At 70.4% G+C, this 22,255-nt stretch carries 20 protein-coding genes; 16 read left to right on the top strand and 4 right to left on the bottom strand.

The window, feature by feature from the left end; translation table 11 throughout:
* Positions 1-35: 35 nt before the first annotated feature.
* Positions 36-1,022 carry a PAC2 family protein gene (locus IE069_RS14375; RefSeq protein WP_308425399.1) on the bottom strand — a complete coding sequence of 329 codons (987 nt, stop codon included), beginning with the start codon at positions 1,020-1,022 and terminating at the stop codon, positions 36-38.
* A 138-nt stretch (positions 1,023-1,160) separates the two neighbouring features.
* On the opposite strand from IE069_RS14375, the gene IE069_RS14370 reads away from it, so the two are divergent.
* The 16 genes from IE069_RS14370 (at position 1,161) to IE069_RS14295 (ending at position 20,182) form a co-directional block, all read left to right on the top strand.
* Complete coding sequence (locus tag IE069_RS14370; protein WP_189351325.1) at positions 1,161-1,913, top strand: HAD family hydrolase; 753 nt, start codon at positions 1,161-1,163, stop codon at positions 1,911-1,913.
* On the top strand, positions 1,910-3,055 hold the full coding sequence (locus IE069_RS14365; protein ID WP_189351323.1) for a site-2 protease family protein: 1,146 nt from the start codon (positions 1,910-1,912) through the stop codon (positions 3,053-3,055). Before IE069_RS14370 ends, IE069_RS14365 begins: the two co-directional genes overlap by 4 nt.
* Before the next feature lie 113 nt (positions 3,056-3,168).
* Positions 3,169-4,254 carry a tRNA (adenine-N1)-methyltransferase gene (locus tag IE069_RS14360; protein ID WP_189351322.1) on the top strand — a complete coding sequence of 362 codons (1,086 nt, stop codon included), beginning with the start codon at positions 3,169-3,171 and terminating at the stop codon, positions 4,252-4,254.
* 50 nt (positions 4,255-4,304) lie between these two features.
* Entirely contained in the window at positions 4,305-6,035 is a 1,731-nt protein-coding gene (gene arc, locus IE069_RS14355) for a proteasome ATPase (RefSeq protein ID WP_229791182.1), read from the top strand.
* Positions 6,032-7,741 (top strand): depupylase/deamidase Dop, encoded by a 1,710-nt coding sequence (gene dop, locus IE069_RS14350; RefSeq protein WP_444545869.1) that lies wholly within the window; start codon positions 6,032-6,034, stop codon positions 7,739-7,741. The genes arc and dop overlap by 4 nt, the downstream gene beginning before the upstream one ends.
* A gap of 45 nt (positions 7,742-7,786) precedes the next feature.
* Positions 7,787-7,996, top strand: a complete 210-nt coding sequence (locus IE069_RS14345) for a ubiquitin-like protein Pup (protein WP_189351318.1) — start codon at positions 7,787-7,789, stop codon at positions 7,994-7,996.
* Between the two features lie 2 nt (positions 7,997-7,998).
* Positions 7,999-9,369 (top strand): Pup--protein ligase, encoded by a 1,371-nt coding sequence (gene pafA, locus IE069_RS14340; RefSeq protein ID WP_189351316.1) that lies wholly within the window; start codon positions 7,999-8,001, stop codon positions 9,367-9,369.
* A 124-nt stretch (positions 9,370-9,493) separates the two neighbouring features.
* Positions 9,494-10,480, top strand: a complete 987-nt coding sequence (locus IE069_RS14335) for an FKBP-type peptidyl-prolyl cis-trans isomerase (RefSeq protein ID WP_189351314.1) — start codon at positions 9,494-9,496, stop codon at positions 10,478-10,480.
* A 114-nt stretch (positions 10,481-10,594) separates the two neighbouring features.
* Entirely contained in the window at positions 10,595-10,990 is a 396-nt protein-coding gene (locus IE069_RS14330; RefSeq protein WP_189351312.1) for an FKBP-type peptidyl-prolyl cis-trans isomerase, read from the top strand.
* A gap of 94 nt (positions 10,991-11,084) precedes the next feature.
* Positions 11,085-13,097 (top strand): helix-turn-helix transcriptional regulator, encoded by a 2,013-nt coding sequence (locus IE069_RS14325; protein ID WP_189351310.1) that lies wholly within the window; start codon positions 11,085-11,087, stop codon positions 13,095-13,097.
* Positions 13,094-13,444, top strand: a complete 351-nt coding sequence (locus IE069_RS14320; RefSeq protein WP_189351309.1) for a hypothetical protein — start codon at positions 13,094-13,096, stop codon at positions 13,442-13,444. The genes IE069_RS14325 and IE069_RS14320 overlap by 4 nt, the downstream gene beginning before the upstream one ends.
* Positions 13,445-13,479: 35 nt before the next feature.
* Entirely contained in the window at positions 13,480-13,725 is a 246-nt protein-coding gene (tatA, locus tag IE069_RS14315) for a Sec-independent protein translocase subunit TatA (RefSeq protein ID WP_189351306.1), read from the top strand.
* A gap of 24 nt (positions 13,726-13,749) precedes the next feature.
* Complete coding sequence (tatC, locus tag IE069_RS14310) at positions 13,750-14,553, top strand: twin-arginine translocase subunit TatC (RefSeq protein ID WP_229791181.1); 804 nt, start codon at positions 13,750-13,752, stop codon at positions 14,551-14,553.
* Positions 14,554-14,587: 34 nt separating this feature from the next.
* Positions 14,588-17,410, top strand: coding sequence for a DEAD/DEAH box helicase (locus IE069_RS14305; RefSeq protein ID WP_189351304.1), 2,823 nt, complete (start codon positions 14,588-14,590; stop codon positions 17,408-17,410).
* Between the two features lie 34 nt (positions 17,411-17,444).
* Entirely contained in the window at positions 17,445-19,097 is a 1,653-nt protein-coding gene (locus IE069_RS14300; RefSeq protein ID WP_308425397.1) for an amidohydrolase, read from the top strand.
* 356 nt (positions 19,098-19,453) lie between these two features.
* A complete protein-coding gene (locus IE069_RS14295; RefSeq protein ID WP_189351302.1) occupies positions 19,454-20,182 on the top strand; it encodes a polyprenol monophosphomannose synthase in 729 nt (242 codons plus the stop codon).
* Between the two features lie 88 nt (positions 20,183-20,270).
* Here IE069_RS14295 and IE069_RS14290 read toward each other — a convergent pair whose 3' ends face one another.
* The 3 genes from IE069_RS14290 to IE069_RS14280 all read right to left on the bottom strand — a co-directional run bounded on the left by IE069_RS14290 (position 20,271) and on the right by IE069_RS14280 (position 22,187).
* On the bottom strand, positions 20,271-20,612 hold the full coding sequence (locus tag IE069_RS14290) for an RNA polymerase-binding protein RbpA (protein ID WP_189351300.1): 342 nt from the start codon (positions 20,610-20,612) through the stop codon (positions 20,271-20,273).
* 112 nt (positions 20,613-20,724) lie between these two features.
* The gene (locus tag IE069_RS14285) at positions 20,725-21,669 is read right to left on the bottom strand and encodes an SPFH domain-containing protein (protein ID WP_189351298.1); all 945 of its coding nucleotides are present in this window, start codon (positions 21,667-21,669) and stop codon (positions 20,725-20,727) included.
* A gap of 56 nt (positions 21,670-21,725) precedes the next feature.
* Complete coding sequence (locus tag IE069_RS14280; protein WP_189351296.1) at positions 21,726-22,187, bottom strand: NfeD family protein; 462 nt, start codon at positions 22,185-22,187, stop codon at positions 21,726-21,728.
* Positions 22,188-22,255 lie beyond the last annotated feature (68 nt).

Genomic DNA, 22,255 nt, shown 5'->3' with positions numbered 1-22,255 from the left:
CTGACCCTGCGGACCGTCAGAGGCGGCCCGCAGGGTCAGGGGGCGCCGGTGTGTCCGTCGCCGCGCCCCTGATCGCGCCGCTTCAGGTAGCGCTCGAACTCGCGGGCGATCGATTCACCGCTCGCCTCCGGCAGGTCGGTCGCGTCCTGGGCCTCCTCGAGCTGCTTGACGTACTCGCCGATCTCCTCGTCGTCGGCCGCCAACTCGTCGACCCCGCGCTCCCACGCGTCCGCGTCCTCGGACAGGGCGCGCAGATCGAGGGAGAGGTGCAGCAGGTCCTCGAGATGGCGCATGAGCGCGTAGGTGGCCTTGGGGGACGGGGACTGCCCGACGTAGTGGGGCACCGCCGCCCACGCCGAAACCGTCGGCACGCCGGCCGCCTCTGCGAGCGCGGCGAGGACGCCGACGATACCCGTCGGCCCCTCGTAGCTCGGGCGCTCGGCCTTGAGGATCGACCGCAGCTCGTCGTGCTCGCTCGTCCGGGTGACGGGGATCGGGCGCGTGTGCGGGGTGTCGGCGAGCAGCGCCCCCGTCAGCACCAGCGCCTTGACGCCGTGGGCCTCGGCGAGGGTCAGCAGCTCCGCGCAGAACGCCTTCCAGCGGTAGGTGGGCTCGACCCCGCGCACCAGGATCAGGTCGAAGTCGTGGTCGTCCAGCGCCGCCCGGTAGAAGTGCGTGGCGGGCCAGTGCACGATCCGCTGCCCGGCGGCATTGCGCTTCACCGAGGGGCGGGAGAACTGGTAGTCGTAGTAGTCGTCCTCGCCGATCGTCGCGAACTTCTGCGCGTCGTATTCCCGGGCCAGCAGCCGGGCGGCATCGCTGGCGGCTCCGCCGGCGTCGTTCCACCCCTCGAACGCCACGACCATGACGCAGGGCCGTCCGCCCCCGCCCTCGATGCTGTCCATCGCCTCGAGCAGGCTGCCGCGCTGGGCGGGCGGGCTGCCGGCGGCCTCGTGCGGATCGCCGGCGCCGTCGTGCCCCGGTTCGTCGGGATCTTGCTGTCCATGCGAATTCTCAACCACGCCTTCACCCTAGCGCGACCCGTCGCGGGGCGCGCGCAATGCCGTCGGCAGTCCGGGCACGACGGCGGCGGTGAAGCGTTCGCTGTCGGCCCGCCTGCCGGACCGGGGAACCCGGTGCCCTCCCGATAGACTTGGCGCATGCCTTCGACTGACTCCACGGTTGCCCTGCCCGACCATCGATTCGACGCCCGCGACGGCCTGCAGGCTGTGCTGTGGGACATGGACGGGACCATCGTCGACACGGAGCCGTACTGGATCCGCGCCGAGGAGGACCTGGTGCACGGGTACGGGTGCGAGTGGACGCATCAGGACGCGATGAAGCTCGTCGGCAATGCCCTGACCGACAGCGCCGCCATCATCCGCGACGCGATCGTCGCCGGGGGAGGCCCGGCCCTCGAGCCGCGCCACATCATCGACACACTCTCCGCCGAGGTCATGGCGCGCGTCCGCGAGGAGGTGCCGTGGCGCCCCGGGGCGCGGGAGCTGCTCGAGCAGCTGTCGTCCTCCGGCGTCCCCTGCGCCCTCGTGACGATGTCGGAGGGGCCCCTGGCCACGCTCGTCGTCGACGCCCTGCCGCCCGGGACGATGCGCTTCAAGGTCACCGGCGACATGGTCGCCCGCGGCAAGCCGGACCCGGAGCCCTACCTGCAGGGCCTGGACCGCATGGAGCAGATCGTGCCGGGCCTGGATCCGCGCCGGGTCGTGGCCATCGAGGACTCGGTGCCCGGCGTCGCCTCGGCCGCGGCGAGCGGCGCCACCACGATCGCCGTGCCGCACTTCATCGAGCTGCCGCCGCCGTCGAACTGGACCGAGTGGGAGACGCTGGCCGGGCGCACGGCCGCCGATCTCGACGAGCTGGTCCGGAGCCGGTGCGCCGGGACCAGCGCGTGAGCGCCCGGCCCGCCGCACCCGAGGAGTCCTCCGCCCGTTCCGGGATCCCGCTCGGATCGATCCTCGGCGTCCCGGTCACGCTCGCGTGGTCGTGGTTCATCATCGCCGCGTTCGTCGTGTTCGCGTTCGGCCCCGACGTGGCCCGCGCGCTGCCGGGCATCGGCTACGGGGCCTACGGTGTCGCGCTCGCCTACGCGGTGCTCCTGCTGCTCTCCGTCCTCGTGCACGAGCTCGCGCACGCCTGGCTGGCCAAGGCGTACGGGTGGCCGGGCGCGCGCATCGTCCTGACGCTCTGGGGCGGGCACACCCAGTTCGGGAGCTTCCACGCCACACCGGGCCGGTCGCTCGCGGTGGCGCTGGCCGGCCCCGCGGCGAACTTCATCATCGCCGGGCTCGGCCTGCTCGTGCAGACACTGCTCGCGCCAGGGGGCGTGGCGGGCCTGCTGCTGAACATCCTCGTGCTCGCCAACTTCCTGGTCGCCGTCTTCAACATCCTGCCGGGCCTGCCCCTCGACGGCGGGCGCCTGGTCGAATCGCTGGTCTGGCGGGTGACCGGCTCCCAGGAGCGCGGAACGATCGCCGCCGGCTGGGCGGGCCGCATCATCGCCGTCGGCCTGGTCGTCGCGTTCATCGGCTGGCCGCTCTACCGGTTCGGGACGGTCGACTTCTCACTCGGGATCGTCGGCCTCCTGGTCGCCGGCTTCCTCTTCGTGGGCGCGAACGCCTCGATGCGCGACGCCCGGATGCGGCTCCGGCTGCCGAAACTGGCGGCGGGCGCGCTGGCGACCCCGGCGGTCGGCCTGCGCGCCGACGCGAGCGTGGCCGACGTCGTCGAACGCGGACGGGGCCTGGCCGCCGGGACCGAGTTCCTGCTGGTCGGAGCCGGCGGGCAGCCGGAGGCCGTGATCGACCCGCCGTCGTTCGCCTCCGTCCCCCGCGAACTGCACGGCACGACGGCGGCCGCCAGCGTCGCGCGCGCCCTCGCTCCTGGCGCGGTGGTCCGCGAGGACGCCGCCGGCCAGCCGCTCATCCAGTACCTCGCCTCCTTGAAGGGCAGCGAGTACGCCGTCGTCGACCTGGCGGGACGCGTCACGGGGCTGCTGCGCCAGGAGACGGTCGTCCGCGCGATCACCGGCCGCTGAGGCGGCGCCGGAGTATTCGGGAATCCCGCCGACGTGCGGGAGAATCCATACCGGGAACACCTTGACCACAGACGCCTCCGAACCGGGGCGGACACGACGAAGAAACGAGCACGATGACCGAATTCCTAGCCCCGCAGCAGCCCCGCAGCACCGTCGACGCCCAGGGGGCCAAGATGCGGCGGGGGCCCCTGCGGCCGGGCGATCGCGTGCAGCTGACGGACGAGAAGCGCCGGATCAACACCATCACGCTCAAGACCGGCGGCGAGTTCCACACGCACAAGGGCGTTCTGCACCACGACGAGCTCATCGGAAAGCCGGAGGGCTCCGTCGTCGAGAACTCCGTCGGCCACCGCTACCAGGTCCTGCGCCCGCTCGTGAAGGACTTCGTGCTCTCGATGCCCCGCGGCGCCACGGTCGTGTACCCGAAGGACGCGGCCCAGATCGTGCAGATGGGCGACATCTACCCCGGGGCCCGCGTCGTCGAGGCGGGCGTGGGCTCCGGCGCCCTGTCCATGTCGCTGCTGCGCGCGGTGGGGGATTCCGGCTACCTGCACTCGTTCGAGCGCCGCGAGGAGTTCGCCACGATCGCCCGCGACAACGTCGAAGCCGTCTTCGGCGGCGCCCACCCGGCCTGGCGCATCACCCTCGGCGACTTCCAGGAGCAGGTCCTCGCCACGGAGGAGCCGGGCTCCGTCGACCGGGTGGTCCTGGACATGCTCGCACCCTGGGAGTGCGTCGACGCCGTGTCCACCGTGCTGGCCCCGGGCGGAGTCTGGATCAACTACGTGGCCGCCGTGACCCAGATGTCCCGTGTCGTCGAGGCGATCCGCGCGACCGGGCTCTTCACAGAGCCGGAGTCCTTCGAGACCATGGTGCGCGGCTGGCACGTCGACGGCCTGGCCGTGCGCCCGGACCACCGGATGGTCGCCCACACGGCGTTCCTGATCGTCTGCCGGCGTCTGGCCGACGACGCCGTCGGCATCCCCGGGTCCCGCCGCCCGAAGTCGGCGCAGTTCGCGGCCGAGGACGTCAGCGCCTGGACCAGGGACCACAGCGACGAGGAGTGGACGCCCGAGGCTCTCGGGGAGCGCGGCTCCAGCGGCAAGAAACTGCGGCGGGCCGCACGCGACGCCGCGGCCATCAGCGACGGCGCCGCCACCTCGGTCACGCAACTGGGTGAGACACCCGACGGTGACTAGCATGAACGATGGCAGCCAGCGACGGTAGCCGGCGTCAGGAGGGAAGCACGATGCAGAACGACTCACCAGCAACCGGACCCGATCAGGACCGGAACGCGATCGCGCAGGCCGAACGCGAGGTGAACGTCCAGCGCGAGAAGGCCCGCTCCCTCGACCGGCAGCTCGCCACCGCGGCGGCGAACAACCGCAAGCTCGTCGACCTGCTCGAGCGCACCCGCGGTGAGATCGCGACCCTGCGCGCCGGCCTCGACCGCGACGGGGAGACGCCGTTCAACTTCGCCACGATCGTCGAGGTCCACCCGCGTTCGGGGTTCTCGGCCGCCACCTCCGCCGCGGCCGAGGGCTCCGGGAGCCAGTCGGCGATCTCGACCACGCACGTCGCCAGCGTCGACATCCTGCACAGCGGGCGCAAGATGCGCGTCTCGGTCAGCCCGCTGCTCGACATCGAGTCGCTGCGCGTCGGGCAGGAGGTGCTGCTCAACGAGGCCCTCGTCGTCGTGGCCGCCCTGGGGTTCGAGGCCACCGGGGAGATCGTGACGGTCAAGGAGATCCTGGACGAGGACCGCGTCGTCGCGATCGGCCGCGGCGACGACCAGCGCGTGGTCCGCATCGGGGCGCCGCTGCGTTCCGAGCGCCTGCGCGTCGGCGACGCCGTCGTCCTCGACGCGCGCACCTCGCTGGCGATGGAGCGCGTGCAGCTGACCGAGATGCAGTCGCTCATCCTCGAGGAGGTCCCGGACATCTCCTACGAGGACATCGGCGGGCTCGGGCCGCAGATCGAGCAGATCCGCGACGCCGTCGAGCTGCCGTTCATCCACCAGGAGCTCTTCGCCGAGCACGGGCTGAGCGCACCGAAGGGCATCCTGCTCTACGGCCCGCCCGGGTGCGGCAAGACGCTGATCGCCAAGGCCGTGGCCCGCTCCCTGGCGGACCGCGCCGTCGAGCTGACGGGGACGCCCTCCTCGCGCAGCTACTTCCTGAACATCAAGGGCCCGGAGCTGCTGGACAAGTACGTCGGCGAGACCGAGCGCCACATCCGCCTGATCTTCGCCCGCGCCCGGGAGAAGGCGGCGACCGGCGACCCCGTCGTCGTGTTCTTCGACGAGATGGACGCCCTTTTCCGCACCCGCGGTTCGGGGGTCTCCTCCGACGTCGAGACCACGATCGTCCCGCAGCTGCTGACGGAGATCGACGGCGTCGAGAAGCTGGACAACGTGATCGTCATCGGCGCATCCAACCGCGAGGACATGATCGACCCGGCCATCCTGCGCCCGGGCCGCCTCGACGTGAAGATCCGGGTCCAGCGCCCCACCCGGACCGGGGCGTCCGAGATCTTCGCGAAATACCTCACCGAGCAGGTCCCGCTGCACCGCAGCGAGGTCGAGCGCGACGGCGGCGACGCGTCCGCGTGCGTGCGCCGCCTGATCGCGACGACCGTCGAGCAGATGTACGCCTCCGGCCCGGAGAACGAGTTCCTCGAGCTGACCTTCGCCAACGGGGTGTCGCGGATGCTGTACTTCCGCGATTTCGCGTCCGGCGCGGTGATCCGCAACATCGTGGACCGCGCCAAGAAGGCCGCCATCAAGGACCTGCTGACCGGCGGGGAGCGCGGGGTCACCGCGTCCCACCTCCGCGAGGGGGTGATCGAGGAGTTCCACGAGCACGAGGATCTGCCGAACACGTCCAACCCGGACGACTGGGCCCGCATCTCCGGCCAGCGCGGCGAGCGCGTCACCCACATCCGGCCGGTCGTCCACGAGCGCGCGGGGGAGCGGGCGTGAGCGTCAACCGGGTGATGGGGCTGGAGACCGAGTACGGCGTCCTGGCCCCCGGGGCGCCGCGGGCGAACTCGACGGTGCTCTCCGCGCGGATCGTGAACGCGTACGCCGACGTCGTGCGGGCGGGCGGCGGGCAGCTCGCGGGGACGCCGTGGGACTACTCCGACGAGTCGCCGCTCCTCGACGCGCGCGGGTGGCGGGTGCGCCGGAGCGAGGCCGATCCGACGCAACTGACCGACGCCCCGCGCGAGCTGACCGCCGAGGAGATCGCGCTCATCGACGCGGTCCCGCAGAACGCGCTGTACGACGACGAGGCGCCTGCGGCGCGGCCGTCGTCCCGGGCCGTCGACCACCTCGGCGACGCCCTGTACCGCGAGGAGCCGGAGTCCGCGAACGACGCCGGGGGGCGGCTCGAGGGCGAGCACGTGGTGATGAACATGGTGCTCGGCAACGGCGCCCGGCTCTACGTCGACCACGCCCACCCCGAGTACTCGTCGCCCGAGGTGACGAACCCGCTGGACGCGGTTCTCTGGGACCAGGCGGGGGACCGGGTCGCACTGGCCGCCATGGAGCAGATCGCCGCCGAGCACGGCGACGAGGTCCTGCTCTACAAGAACAACACCGACAACAAGGGCGTCAGCTACGGCGCGCACGAGAACTACCTCATGCCCCGGGCGGTCGCCTTCGACGCCATCTCAGCCGGGCTGCTCCCGTTCTTCGCGACCCGGCAGATCATCTGCGGCGCCGGGCGCGTGGGGCTCGGGATCGCCGGGACGGAGACCGGCTTCCAGATCAGCCAGCGCGCCGACTTCTTCGAAGCGGAGGTCGGCCTCGAGACGACCATCCGCCGCCCCCTGGTCAACACCCGCGACGAGCCGCACGCCGAGTGGGGCAAGTACCGCCGCCTGCACGTCATCGCCGGCGACGCCAACCTGGGCCAGGTCTCCACGTACCTGCGCGTCGGCACCACCGCGCTGGTGCTCTCGCTCATCGAGTCGGGCCGCGCCCCGGCCGTCGCCCTCGCGGATCCCGTCGCCGCGGTCGCCCGCATCAGCCACGATCCCGGCCTGAGGACCGTCGTCGAACTCGCCGACGGCCGCCGCCTGACCGCCCTCGAGATCCAGGAGATCTACCTCGACGCGGCGACCGCCTGGTGCGCGGAGACCGGCAGCGCGACCGCGGACCCGCAGACCGCGGACGTCCTGAAGCGCTGGCGGGCCACCCTCGACGGGTTGCGCCGCGACGTCTCCTCCATGGCCTCGACCGTGGACTGGGTGGCCAAGCACCACCTGATGAACCAGTACCGCGACCGGCACGGCCTCGCCTGGGACGACCCCAGGATCGCGGCCATGGACCTGCAGTGGGCCGACCTGCGCCCCGAGAAGGGCCTTTTCCGCCGGCTCGAGGCCCGCGGGCGCGTCGAGCGCCTGGTGACCGAGGAGCGGATCGCGCGCGCCGTCGTCGTACCGCCCGAGGACACCCGCGCCTACGTGCGCGGACGCGCCCTGGAGCGCTACCGCCGGCACGTGGTCGGGGCGAACTGGGACTCGGTCGTCTTCGCCGTTCCCGGGCGTCGCGGGGTGAAGCGGATCCCCCTGCTCGAGCCGGGCGCGGGAACGCGGCGGGACATCGGCGCGCTGTTCGACGCACAGCTGGACGTCGCCGAATTCGTCGACCAGCTCGCCGCGAGCGTCGACACGTCGGCGTAGAGTCGAACCAGGCCCACGGGCACGACAGGAAGCGAGGAGCCACGGATGGCACAGGAACAGCGGCAGTCCCAGCAGCAGCAGGGCGCGAGCCGGGAGCAGACCGCGCAGGAGGCCCTGCAGGCGGAGAAGAGCACGAGCGCCCAGCAGCAGGCGCAGCTGAACGAGGTCGACGACCTGCTCGACGAGATCGACGGCGTCCTGGAGACGAACGCCGAGGAGTTCGTGCGCGGGTTCGTGCAAAAGGGCGGCCAGTAGCGGTGGATCGTCGCGTCTTCGGGATCGAAACGGAATTCGGCCTGGCCTACTCGCCGTCGGGCCCCGGCCGGCTGACGCCGGAGGAGGTGGCCAAGTACCTCTTCCGGCACGTCATCGAGTTCGGCCGCAGCTCCAACGTCTTCCTGACGAACGGCTCGCGTCTCTACCTGGACGTGGGGTCGCACCCCGAGTACGCCACGGCGGAATGCGACGACGTCGCCCAGCTCATCGCGCACGACCGCGCCGGCGAGCTCATCATGCAGGACCTCGCCGAGCGTGCGGAGCGCGCCCTGGCCGCCGACGGGTACGAGGGCAGCGTCTACCTCTTCAAGAACAACACCGACTCGGCGGGGAACTCCTACGGCTGCCACGAGAACTACATGATCCCGCGCCGGGTCGAGTTCGCCCGGCTCGCGGAGATCCTGATCCCGTTCCTGGTCACCCGCCAGCTCTTCACGGGGGCCGGGCAGGTGCGCGAGGTCGACGGCCAGGCGCAATTCGTGTTTTCCCAGCGGGCGGACCACATGTGGGAGGGCGTCTCGAGCGCGACCACGCGCTCGCGCCCGATCATCAACACCCGCGACGAACCGCACGCCGACGCCCAGCACTACCGGCGCCTGCACGTGATCGTCGGCGATTCGAGCATGTCGGAGACCACGCAGCTGGCGAAGATCGGCTCGACCGACCTGCTGCTGCGCATGATCGAGGCCGGGATGCCGATGCGCGACTTCAGCATCGCGAATCCGATCGCGGCCATCCGCGACGTCTCCCACGACATGACGGGCCGGGCCCTCATCACCCTCTCGGACGGGCGGAGCATGACGGCCCTCGAGCTCCAGCAGGTCTACTGGGAGAAGGCGAGCGCGTTCGTGGACCGGGAAGGCCACCACAACCGGCACCTGCCGCGCGTTCTGGACCTGTGGAAGCGGAGCCTCGAGGCCGTCGAGAAGCAGGACTTCTCCGGTATCGGCACCGAAGTCGACTGGGCGATCAAACACCAGCTGATCAACCGGTACGCCGAGCGCGCGGCCCTGCCGCTCGCCAGCCCGCGCATCGCCCAGCTCGACCTGACCTACCACGACATCGCGCCCGGCCGCGGCCTCTTCGACGTGCTCAAGCAGCGCGGCCGAGTGGCGACTGTCGTCAGCGACGCGGAGATCGAACGGGCGCGGACGACCGCGCCCCAGACGACCCGGGCCAAGCTCCGGGGCGACTTCGTCCGCGCCGCCCGCGAGGCCGGACGTGACTTCAGCGTGGACTGGGTCCACATGAAGCTCAACGACGACTCCGGGCGCACGGTCGCGTGCAAGGACCCCTTCGCGACGGAGGACGAGCACGTCGAGGCGATGATCGCCGGGATGGCACGCGCCTGACGGGAGATTACCGGACTGCGGCCTGCCTGCAGGAAATTCACAGGCGGCCCCCATACGCTGGTGGGTGGATTTTCGCTGCTCTCCGGTGGTGAAGAGAACTGTCGAGACGAAGAAAGTTGTATCTGTGCGCAAGCTCCTTCCCGCCGTCCTGGTCGCGTCCGTCGTGGCGCTGGCCGGCTGCGGCAGCACCGCCGAACACACCGCGGGCAACGCCGAACCCCTGTCCTCCGTCTCCGCGACGGACAGCTCCGAGGAGGCCACCCCTCCCGAGGTCACCTTCGACACCCCGCTGACCGCCACCGAGACCGGCGCGCGCGTCGTCTCCGAGGGCGACGGCGAAGAGATCGCCGAGGACCAGAACGTCTTCGTCAACATCGCCGGGTTCGACACGTCCAACGGCGAGATGCTCGGCCACGACTTCGATCAGGACCCGCAGCCGCTGCCGACGACGGAGGACCTGGAGACCAACCTTCCCGTCGTGTACGACGTGCTGATCGGGACCAAGGTCGGTTCGCTGATCGCCTTCGTTCCCGAGCAGCCCGCGGCACCGGCTGAGGAGGGGTCCACGGGTGCGCCGGCCGAGCCTGCGCCTGCGGCGGAGATCCTCGTGATGAAGGTCGTCAAGGCCGAGGACATCCCCGAACCAGCGCCGGCCTCGCCGACGCTGAGCGAGGACGAGGTCAAGGAGCTCGAGGACGCCGGCAAGCTGCCGACCGCCGAATTCGACGACGCGGGCGTCCCGACGATCACCATCCCGGAGGACACCGAGCCCCCCGAGGGCCTGGCCGTCCAGGTGCTGAAGGAGGGCGACGGCGCCGAGGTCGCCGCCGAGGACGAGGTCACCGCGCACTACCTCGGGGTCCGGTGGGACGACGGGGAGAAGTTCGACGGCTCCTACGCCAAGGGCGAGCCCGTCCCGTTCGAGTTGAACAAGGTGATCCCGGGCTGGACCAAGGGCCTGACCGGTCAGAAGGTCGGCTCCACCGTCCAGCTGACCATCCCCGCCGATCTGGCCTACGGCGAAGAAGCGGAGGCCCAGGGCCGACCGGCCGGAACGCTGGTCTTCGTGGTCGAGATCAAGGATGCCAAGGCGGCCGGCTCCGCCGAGTAGAAGCAGGCACGTCCGCACGGGCGGTAGGCTGGGACCAGGACGCGCGAGGCGCAGCCGGCTCCCGGCCTGCCGCCCGTCGTCATCCGCCCACCCAGACGAAAGATGAGGGAACCCATGTCATTTGGTCAGCGCGACTACGACCGCACCAAGCCGGAGATCGACTTCCCGGGGGACACCCCGCCGGAGGAGCTCGCCGTCGAGGACCTGGTCGAGGGCACCGGCGCCGAGGTCGTCTCGGGCACGGTCGTCTCGGCGCACTACGTCGGCGTCTCCTGGTCCACCGGCGAGGAGTTCGACGCGTCCTGGAACCGCGGCGCCCCGCTCGACTTCACGGTCGGCGTCGGACAGGTCATCAAGGGCTGGGACCAGGGCCTGCTGGGCATGAAGGTGGGCGGCCGCCGTCGTCTGGAGATCCCGTCCGCCCTGGCGTACGGCGAGCGTGGCGCCGGCTCGGCGATCGCCCCCAACGAGTCCCTGATCTTCGTGATCGACTTGATGGGCGCCCGCTAGCCGCCCCTCGCGCCCTCCCGGCGCAGCATTCAGGATGCCGGTGCGTTCCGCAACAGCGGAGCACACCGGCATTCTTCGTAGTAACGTGTGCACCGTGGCTGCCCAAACCAAGGTTGATCAGACGGAACGCTTCGTGAGTCTGCTCGTGACGCTCCTGCAAGCGCCGCGCCGAGGACTCACCAAGGCGCAGCTTCGCCATGCGATCGACGGCTACCGCGACCTCGACGACAAGAACTTCGAATCCAAGTTCGAGCGGGACAAGGCGCACCTCCGCGAGCTGGGCATCGAGATCACAGCCGACGCCGGCGCCGCGAACGACTCGTTCTACGAGTCCGGCGCGCTGTACAGGGTCGACCCGGGCCAGACGCAGATCCCCGAGATCGCCTTCACCTCGCAGGAGACCATGGCGCTCACCCTGGCCGCGCGGCTGTGGGCGGACCCCGGCTTCGGCGGGGCGGCCGGCCGCGCGCTGGCCCGCCTGACGAGCGCCGACGCACTCGCTGTCGACGCGAGCCCGTTCGCGGCCCGCCTGACGGTGGGCGAGTCGGTGCTGACCCCGTTGACCCATGCGGCCCTGCGCGGGGAGCCGGTCGCATTCGCGTACCGCAAAGTGACGGGGGAGGAGTCCGTGCGCCGCGTCGCCCCCTGGGGCCTCGGTTCCCGCTTCGGGCTCTGGTACCTGATCGCCTTCGATCTCGAGCGCCGCCAGGAGCGCATGTTCCGCCTCTCCCGGATCGTCAGCGCCATCGACGCGACGGACGCCGTGGGCACCCCGCCGCGCCCCGCCGGGTTCTCGGCCCGCGACTACCTGGCGCGGCTCTCGCCCCGGGAAGCGACGACGACGGCGCGCGTCCGCCTCGCGGCCGGTCGCGGCCAGGACCTGCGCGCCGCGGCCGTCCGCATCGGGTCGTCCCCGCGCGAGGGCTTCGACGAGGTCGAGTTCGACTACCACGACGCCGAGGCGACGTCGGAACGGCTGGCCTCCCTCGGCGCGGACGTCGAGGTGACGGGACCCGCCGAGCTGCGCGACGCCGTCGTCCGCCGCCTGACAGGCGCTCTGGCGGCCCAGACGGGTGCGGTGCCCGAGTACTCGTTGAAGAAGACCGTCGGCGCCGGGCGCAGCTCCGGCGTGGCGATGGCGGCCCGCGCGTTGAGCATCGTCGCGTTCGTGCAGCACCGCGGCACGGCAGGGCGGGCGGAGATCCGCGAGCACTTCGGCATCAGCGAGCACACACTCACCACCGACCTGCAGCGCATCAGCCTGCTCGGCCCCGACGACATCAGCCTGGGCACGCGCATCGACCTGGACTTCGAGGCCGACCCGGTGCAGATCAGCACCCCGCCCGAGCTCGAGGCGCCGCTCGTGCTCAGCCTGACGGAGGCATTCGTCATGGTGATCGGGCTGAGGATGCTCAGCCAGGTCCCGGGCACCTCCACGGAGGCCGCTGTCAGCGCGCTGGCCAAGCTCGAGGAGGCGACGGAGCACCTCCCGGTGCTCGACGCGATCGCCCTGCAGAGCCGCGCCGACGACGACCCGGAGCTCAGCGGTGCCATCAAGAGGGCCGTCGCCGAACACCGCGCACTGGCCATCGACTACTACAGCCCCACCCGGGACGAGGTCACCGCCCGGACCGTCGAGCCCGTCCGGTTCCTCGAGTCCGGTCCCACCGCCTACGTCCAGGCCTACTGCCGCGAACGGCGCGGGATGCGCCTCTTCCGCCTCGACCGGATCGTCGGACACGCGCAGTCGGAGGAGACGTTCACCCCGGGCGAGCGGCATGCCGCCGAGGCCCGGGACCTCTCCCGGAACCTCTACGCGCCGCAGGACGACGACGGCGCGGTCGTCCTGGCGTTCGCGTCGCGCCTGGACGGGCTGCTGCGGGACTACTCGCCGTCGCGCGTGGCCGCGGGCCGCGGCGCGGAGAAGGACCTTAGGATGGGGGAGGTGCGCGTCGCGGGCTCCACCCATGTGCACCGGCTCGTCGCCGCGCACGGCGGAGACGTGTTCGTCACCGAGCCGCAGGAGCTGGCCCGTGAGACCGGGGCCTGGCTGCGGCGTGCGTTGAAGGCGTACTCGATCGATACGGAAAGTGGGAATGCGACGTGAGCGTTGGGTCCTGGATTCTGCTCTGGACCGTCCTGGTTCTCGCCGCCCTGATCTTCCATGCGGTGGTCCTGTTCCGGGTCGGCCTGAAGGGCAAACGCGTGTACGACGCCGCACTGGAGGCCGGCGGCGAGTTCTCGTCCCTGCTGGACGAGAAGGACCGTGCCGCCCGAGAGGTCGCGGGGGCGGACTCCGCCGGAGTCGGCGCCCTCTTCGTCGATCCCGAGCACGCCCGCGAGATCTACGCGGAATCCCGGGAGGCCGGCCGCGAAGCACGGAGGCGTCGCCGGATCGACAACAAACGTTTACGTGGGCAGCCCCAGCGTTACGGGGATCTCTACGGCCTGTGAAGTAGACTTGTAAGCCAACGAAAGGAAAGAACCACATGGGTATTCAGGGCTGGCAGTGGCTCATCATCATCGCTCTCGTGCTGTTGCTCTTCGGGGCTCCGAAGCTCCCGGGGCTGGCGCGTTCGATGGGCCAGTCGCTGCGCATCTTCAAGACCGAGGTCCGCCACATGAAGGACGAGGGCGGCGACAAGGAGTCGTCCGCCTCGGACGACGAGGCGCCGGTCGAGGGCAAGGTCGTCAACCCCAAGGGCGACGACCCGCAGAACCGCGACAACGCGTAGCCGAGAAGTGACATCGAACCCGACGTGGCACTGACAGCAGGACGCAAAAACTCCGAGGGCCGGATGTCCCTCAAAGAACACCTGATCGAGCTCCGGAACAGGCTGTTCATCGCCCTCGGCGCGCTCTTCCTCGCGACCGTGGGCGGGTTCTTCCTCTACAACCCGGTGATGGAGATCATCGTCGAGCCGCTGATCGACGCTGGCGGCCAGGCCAACTTCGCTTCGGCGGTCTCCCCGCTGGACATGCTGATCAAGGTCTCGGTCTTCCTCGGCCTGGTCATGTCCTCGCCGGTGTGGCTGTACCAGTTGTGGGCGTTCATCGTGCCCGGGCTGCACAAGAAGGAGAAGTGGACCACCGTCGGTTTCATCGGTGCCGCGGTGCCGCTGTTCGTCGGCGGGATCCTCCTCGGGTTCTGGGCGCTTCCCTACGCATTGATCTTCTTCGTCGGGCTGACGCCCGGCGGTGCGGTCAACTACGTCACCGCGCCCGAATACCTCGACTTCGTCCTGCGCCTGTTCCTGGCGTTCGGCATCGCCTTCCTCCTTCCGGTCCTGCTCGTCGGGCTCAACATGATCGGCATCCTGCCCGGAAAGCTGATCCTGAAGAACTGGCGCATCACGGTCTTCCTGATCGCGCTGGTCGCGGCCATGGCGGCCCCGGGCGGCGATGCCCTCACCATGTTCGTCCTGGCCGGCCCCCTGCTCATCCTCTTCGCCGCCGCCACGGGGTTCTGCCTCTACAACGACAAGCGCCGGGCCAAGCTCGCCGCAGCCCGTGAGCGCGAGAACGAGGAGAACGCCAAGAACGCCAGTTCGCTTCCGGACTGACGCCCCCAATGCTTAAGGAGACGGGCAGCAACTGATGTCTTCGCCCGCTGAAAAGTACGCGGCCGCGAAAGTACGCGCTGCCGACGCCAAGACGGAGCTCCACGGCTTCCGTCAAACCCTCGCCTTCGAGCTCGACCCCTTCCAGATCGAGGCGTGCCAGGCCGTGGAGGCCGACCGCGGCGTCCTCGTGGCCGCGCCGACCGGCGCGGGCAAGACCGTGGTCGGCGAGTTCGCGGTCCACCTCGCGCTGTCACGGCAGCAGAAGGCCTTCTACACGACCCCCATCAAGGCCCTCAGCAACCAGAAGTACGCGGAACTCTGCCAGCGCTACGGCCACGACCGCGTCGGTCTGCTCACCGGCGACACCAGCATCAACGGCGAAGCCGACGTCATCGTGATGACCACCGAGGTGCTGCGCAACATGCTCTACGCGGAGTCGGACACCCTCGCGGGGCTCGGCTTCGTGATCATGGACGAAGTCCACTACCTCGCCGACAAGTTCCGCGGAGCGGTGTGGGAGGAGGTCATAATCCACCTCCCGCAGAACGTCCAGGTCATCTCCCTCAGCGCCACCGTCTCCAACGCCGAGGAGTTCGGCGGCTGGCTCGACACCGTCCGCGGGGACACCGCCATCGTGGTGTCCGAGCACCGGCCCATCCCGCTGTGGCAGCACGTCATGGCGAACGGCCGCATCGTCGACCTCTTCGCCGGCGACGTCTCCTTCGACGAGGCCGCGGCCGCGGACGGCCCGGCCGACGAGGACGACGTCAAGGTCAACCCGGAACTCGTCAAATTCGCCCAGCGGGACATGCGCACGGGATTCCGGTCCGGGGGACCGCGCCGCGGACGCGGCCGGGGCGGCAACAGCCACGGCCACCCCCGGGGCGAGCGCCCGCAGGTCAGCCACAAGGTCACCCGGCCCGACATGGTCCTGTCGCTGGACCGGGCCGCACTGCTTCCCGCGATCGTCTTCATCTTCTCGCGCAAGGGCTGCGACGCCGCCGTCGACCAGTGCGTCCGCAGCGGTCTCGCCCTCACCACGGGCCCCGAAGCCGAGGAGATCGCCCAGGCGGTCGAGCGGGCGGCGCACCAGATGCCCAAGGAGGACCTCGAAGTCCTCGGCTACTGGAGCTGGCGCGAGGGCCTGATGCGCGGATTCGCCGCGCACCATGCCGGCATGCTGCCCATCTTCAAGGAGGTGGTCGAGCAGCTGTTCGCCCGCGGCCTGGTCAAGGCCGTGTTCGCGACGGAGACGCTGGCGCTCGGCGTCAACATGCCGGCACGCAGCGTGGTGCTGGAGAAGCTCGAGAAGTTCAACGGCGAGCAGCACGTGACTGTCACGGCCGGCGAGTACACGCAGCTGACCGGGCGCGCCGGCCGACGCGGGATCGACGTGGAGGGCCACGCCGTCGTGCAGTGGCAGCCGGGAACCGACCCGGCCGCCGTGGCGGGCCTGGCCTCGCGGCGCACCTACCCGCTGAATTCCAGCTTCCGCCCGACCTACAACATGAGCCTGAACCTCTTCTCCCAGTTCGGCCGGGACAGGGCACGCTCCATCCTCGAGTCGTCGTTCGCCCAGTTCCAGGCGGACCGGTCCGTTGTGGGGCTGGCCCGGCAGGTCCGCAGCCGGGAGGAGTCCCTGGCCGGATACGAGAAGGCCATGCAGTGCCACCTGGGCGACTTCACCGAGTACGCCGGCCTGCGGCGCGATCTCTCGGCGGCCGAGAAGGAGGCCTCCCGGACCGCGTCGCGCGCACGGCACAGCGCGGCGGACGAGTCCCTCCACCAGGTCGCGGTCGGCGACGTGCTGGACGTCGGAGGGCCCCGGCGGTTGGGACGCTGCGTCGTGATCGAGCTCTCCGACTCGCACCGCGACCCCCGCCCGACCGTTCTGACGGAGGACAAGCAGATCAGGAGGTTGGGAAGCAACGACCTCGACGGCCCCGTGGAGATCGTCTCCCGCATCCGCGTTCCGAAGCACTTCACCGGCAAGTCGCCGAAGGAACGCCGCGACCTGGCCTCCAGCCTGCGCAACGCCATCCACGACGGCCGGCCACCGCGCCGCAACGCCGCGGGCTTCGAATACGGCGGGAACGCCCAGCAGGAGCAGCGCATCGCCGACCTCCGGCGCAAGCTCAAGCGGCACCCCTGCCACGGGTGCTCCGATCGTGAGGACCACGCCCGGTGGGGGGAGCGCTGGACCAAGCTGCGCGCCGAGACGGACAAGCTCACCGGCCAGATCCGCGGCCGGACCAACACCATCGCCAAGACGTTCGACAGGGTGTGCACGGTCCTCGAGTCCTACGACTACCTGCACACCGAGCCGGAGACCGGCCAGATCTACACCACGCCGGCCGGAGACCGCCTGCGCCGGATCTACGGCGAACGTGACCTGCTCTCCTCGCTCGTGCTGGAATCCGGTGCGCTCTACGCTCTGGACGCCGCGGAGCTGGCCGGCTTCGTCACGGCGCTCGTCTACCAGGCCAAGCGGGAGGACAACACGGTCCATCCCAAGCTGCCGACCAAGGCCATGTCGGCGGCCTGGGACACGGCCGTCCGGCGGTGGAGCGAGCTCTCCGATGCCGAGAACGAGCACCGCCTGCCCGAAACGGCCGAACCGGAGTCGGGTCTGATCTGGCCGATGTTCAAGTGGGCGCAGGGCCGGGACCTGAAGGAGTGCCTGCGCGGGGTCGACTTCGCTGCCGGGGACTTCGTGCGCTGGGCCAAGCAGGTCATCGACTCGCTCGACCAGCTGGCCAAGGTCCCGAACGCCCCGGAGGGCTTCTCGGCGACGTGCCGCGACGCCGTCGACCTGGTCCGCCGCGGCGTCGTCGCCTACTCCAGCGTCGCCGACTAGGCGACGCGCCACCCCGTTACGAAAGAGGATATCTGTGTCTTCGCTGGTCATGTACCGCAACGGCTCCGTCTACTCGCCGGCGGACCCACTCGCGACGGCCATGCTGGTCGACGGCGGGACCGTCGCCTGGATCGGCCAGGAGGCGGCCGCCGCCGCGCTGATCGACGACCGGATGACCGTCGTCGACCTCGACGGCGGCCTCGTCGCGCCCGCGTTCTTCGACTCGCACGTACACCTCACCGAGGTGGGCGCCTCCCTCGAGCAGCTCGATCTGCGGACGGCGCGCTCGGCGGAAGAGGTGCTCGGAGCCGTCCGCGCGGCCTCAGAGCAGGCACCGGGCGAGGCCGTCCTCGGCTTCGGCTGGGACGAGACGCTGTGGGACGAGCCCCGGCTGCCCTCCGTCGGCGAGCTCGAGGCGGCGGCCGCCGGCGCCGAGGTCTACCTGGCGCGCGTAGACGTCCACTCCGCACTCGTGGCCGGGCCGCAGGCGGACGGCCTGCGCAGCACGGCGACGGCCCACGTCACCGGCGACGCCCACCGGTCGATCCGCGATCGGGCGACGGACTACGACGACGCCACGCGGCGGCGCTACCTCCGCGCGGCGCTCGGGCACTTCGCGCGAAACGGCTACGCGGGCGTCGCCGAGATGGCGGCTCCGCAGATCAGCGGCCGGCGCGATGCCGAACTGCTGCAGGAGCTCGTCGCAGCCGACCCGGCCGCCTATCCGCTGGTCCGCATCTACTGGGCGGAACTCGCGGCGACGGCCGCCGACGCCGAGGCGCTCGCGGAGGGCTTCGGGCCGTACTTCGCCGGCCTCGGCGGCGACCTGAACATCGACGGGTCGATCGGTTCGCGGACGGCCGCCCTGCGGTCCGACTACTCGGACGCGCCGGGGGAGCGGGGCACCCTCCTGCTCTCGCCGGAGCAGATCTCCGCCCACGTCGTCGCCTGCACCCGGGCGGGGGTGCAGGCCGGTTTCCACGTCATCGGCGATGCCGGTGCCGATGCCGCGGCCGAGGGATTCCGCCGTGCGGCGGCGGTCGTCGGCGAGGACGCCCTGCAGCGCCTGGGACACCGCCTCGAGCACGCGGAGATGGTGGACGACGACGTCATCGCCGCGCTTCTCGCGTCCGGTGTGACGGTCTCCCTGCAACCGGCCTTCGACGCGCTCTGGGGCGGTCCCGGCGGGTTGTACGCGTCGCGGCTGGGCCCCGAGCGGTCCCTCAGCATGAACGAGGCGGGCAGGTTCCTGGCGGCCGGCATACCGGTCTGCCTGGGATCGGACGCTCCGGTGACCGTCGTCGACCCGTGGGCGGGCGTCAAAGCGTGCCTGAACCTGTCGACGGAGTCCGCGCGGATCTCGGCGCGCGCAGCCTTCCTCGCCCACACCCGCTCCGGCTACCGGGCCGCGGGGGTCGACATCCCCTTCGGCGGACAGCTCGTCCCCGGCGGGGAGGCCACGTTCGCGGTCTGGAGCCCGTCCGAGATGATGGTGCAGACGCCGGACACCCGCGTGGCCTCCTGGAGCACGGATGCACGCGCCGGCACGCCGTTGCTCCCCGTTTTGGAAAACGAGTTTCCCCGCTGCCTGCGGACGGTGCGCGCCGGAGAGGTCCTCTTCGCGGTGGACGACCCGTCCGCGCCGGACGCGAATCCGGCGTCGCGGCCCAGCCTCGGCACTGACTAGGTTCTATCTCGATTCACACTGGTCACAAGACGGTTGACAGTGTGGGATGAGCCACTAGGCTGGTGAATCACCGGCAGTCGCCGACGGGCTTCCCGCTTCACGCGATCCCTCGCCTGCCGCGCCGGGCGACCGGCAACAACGACAGGGGAAAACCCCGATGGCATTAGAAAACAATGGGGACACGCACGCCGCCATTGGTCCGAAGTCATCGGGGTTTTTCCCTGTCCCGGGCGCGGACGCCCTCTCACGCCGGTCGAGCGCGCCGCGCACGGCAGCGCGTTCAGCGCACTGACAGGAATGCCACCGTATAGTGGGGGACTGGCATCAACCCCCGTTCAGAAGGGCACCACAGCTCCGTGCGCGTACTGACCATCATCCCCACCTTCAACGAGCTCGAAGCGCTTCCCGTCACGGTGGACCGCCTCCGGGCCGCTGTCCCGTACTCCGACGTCCTCATCGCCGACGACAACAGCCCGGACGGGACCGGGGACCTGGCCGACCGCATGGCCGCGGAGGACCAGAACATCCACGTGATGCACCGGCGAGGCAAGGAGGGGCTGGGGGCGGCCTACATCGCCGGGTTCCGCTGGGCCCTGGAGCGCGACTACGACGTGATCGTCGAACTCGACGCAGACGGTTCGCACCGGCCGGAGGACCTTCCCCGCCTGCTCGCCGAGGTTCCCGAGGCGCACCTCGTCATCGGCTCCCGGTGGGTTCCGGGCGGCAGCGTCGTCAACTGGCCGCTGCACCGCAAACTCATCTCCCGGGCAGGCTCCTTCTACTCGCGGACGATGCTCGGTCTCCCGGTCCGCGACATCACCGCGGGCTTCCGGGCCTTCCGCCGCGAGACTCTCGAGGCCATCGATTTCGACGCCATCGAGTCGGTGGGCTACGGGTTCCAGGTGGACATGACTTTCCGCGTGGCACGCCAGGGCTTCACGATCGCCGAGGTGCCGATCACGTTCGTCGAGCGCGAGCTGGGCGTCTCCAAGATGAGCGGCAACATCGTGGTCGAGGCCGTCCTCAATGTCACGCGGTGGGGCTTGGCGGCGCGCTGGAAGAAGCTCTCCGCGGGCACCCGCTAAAGCCCGCAGGGCCGCCTCGGCGGCATGCGAAAGGCCGGATCACCCGCGGGGGTGGTCCGGCCTTTTCGATCCAGCAGGAGGCGTCAGATCAGACGTTCTCGCCGCGTGCAGCGCGGATCTTCTTCAGACGCTCCTCGAGGATCTCCTCGAGCTCCTCCTCGGAGCGGCGCTCCAGCAGCATGTCCCAGTGGGTGCGCACCGGCTTGGAGTTGTCCTCGTCGGGCTTGTGGCCGTTGACGAGGAGGGCCTCCTTGCCGCTCTTGGACACCCACGTCGCCGGGATCTCGGCCTCGGAGGCGAACGTGACGAACACCTGCTCGCCGCCTTCGGTCCGGTACTCGACGCGCTGACGCGGCGCCGGCTCGACCCCGGCCTCGGACTCCATGCTCTGTGCGCCCAAGCGCATTCCGCGCAGACTGCGATCGCTCATTACTCTCCCTACTGCGTCAGTAACGCTTCACGACATTCGGCTTAACGTCAGAGCGGTCGGAATGATTCCCGACCGCCACTGATACGACCCGACTAACCAGTATACGCAGAACCTACTGGTTTGCCGGGTTTTCGCCCGCAGCGGCCCCGCCGTCGGCGTCGCCGCCGCCGGGCTGGATATTGCCGAGCGCGCCGCCGATGCCCTTGAGCGCCTCGCCGACCTCGCTGGGGATGATCCACAGCTTGTTCGCCGATCCCTGGGCGATCTTGGGGAGCGTCTGCAGGTACTGGTAGGCCAGCAGCTTCTGATCCGGGTTGCCCGCGTGGATCGCGTCGAACACCTTCTGGATGGCCTGGGCCTCGCCGTCCGCGCGGAGGATCGAGGCCTTGGCATCGCCCTCGGCCGCGAGGATCGAGGCCTGGCGTTCGCCTTCAGCCGTGAGGATCTCGGACTGCTTGGTACCCTCGGCCGTCAGGATGGCGGCGCGACGGTCGCGCTCGGCGCGCATCTGCTTCTCCATCGAGTCCTGGATCGACAGGGGCGGGTCGATGGCCTTGAGCTCGACGCGGGAGACGCGGATGCCCCACTTGCCCGTCGCCTCGTCGAGGACGCCGCGCAGCTGGCCGTTGATCTGGTCGCGGCTCGTCAGAGCCTCTTCCAGGTTCAGCCCGCCCACGACGTTGCGCAGCGTCGTCGTCGTCAGCTGTTCGACTGCCTGGATGTAGTTGGCGATCTCGTACGTCGCGTCGCGCGGCTCCGTGATCTGGAAGTAGACGACCGTGTCGATCGAGACGACCAGGTTGTCCTCGGTGATAACCGGCTGCGGCGGGAAGCTGACGACCTGCTCGCGCAGGTCCAGCAGCGGCAGCAGGCGGTCGATGAACGGAATCAGCAGTGTCAGGCCGGGCCCGAGGGTCCGCTGGTACTTTCCGAGGCGCTCGACGATGCCGGCGCGGGCCTGCGGCACGATCCTGATCGATCGCAACAGCACGATGATGACGAAAGCCGCCAGGACGATCAGGACGATGGCCGTCCCGAGATTCGATGTGTCGGACATGTGTTTCCCCTCTGGTGTGATGTGGGGTGGGGCTGGATGGTCGGGTGCGGCCTGAACTACGTTTCTGTCGGCGTCCGCTCCGTGATGTAGGCCGTGGCCCCGACGATCCGCGTCACCCGGCCGTAGGTTCCGGGCTCCAGGGTCGCGTCGCCGTCGACGCGTGCCGACCAGGTCTCCCCGCCGATCTTCGCGCGGCCGCTCAGCCGGGTGGTCGGCTCCAGGACCAGCGCGTCGAGTCCGACCAGGCGGTCCACGTTCGTCAAGCGGTCTGCCGGACTTCGTCTGAGGTGCCGCAGGGCGATCGGCCGGAGGAAGAGGATCATCAGCAGCGCGATCACGCAGAACACGAGCGTCTGCAGCCAGAACGGCCCACCGGCCAGAGCGGTGAAGACCGCGGCCAGAGCGCCGGTGGCGAGCATGATGAAGTAGAGGTCCAGCGACATCACCTCGATGATCGCCAGGACGAGGAACAGGGCCAGCCAGAACACCCAGCCGTTGGCGACGATCCACTCGATCATCCGCAGGTCACCACACGTTCGCTCGGGAGGGCCCTTGCCGCCCTCGTTACCCTCCATCCTGCCTGATC

It is taken from the genome of Zhihengliuella salsuginis (assembly GCF_014651715.1).
In the GTDB taxonomy this organism is placed as follows: Bacteria; Actinomycetota; Actinomycetes; order Actinomycetales; family Micrococcaceae; genus Zhihengliuella; species Zhihengliuella salsuginis.
This window is presented reverse-complemented; position numbering and strand designations above follow the sequence as displayed.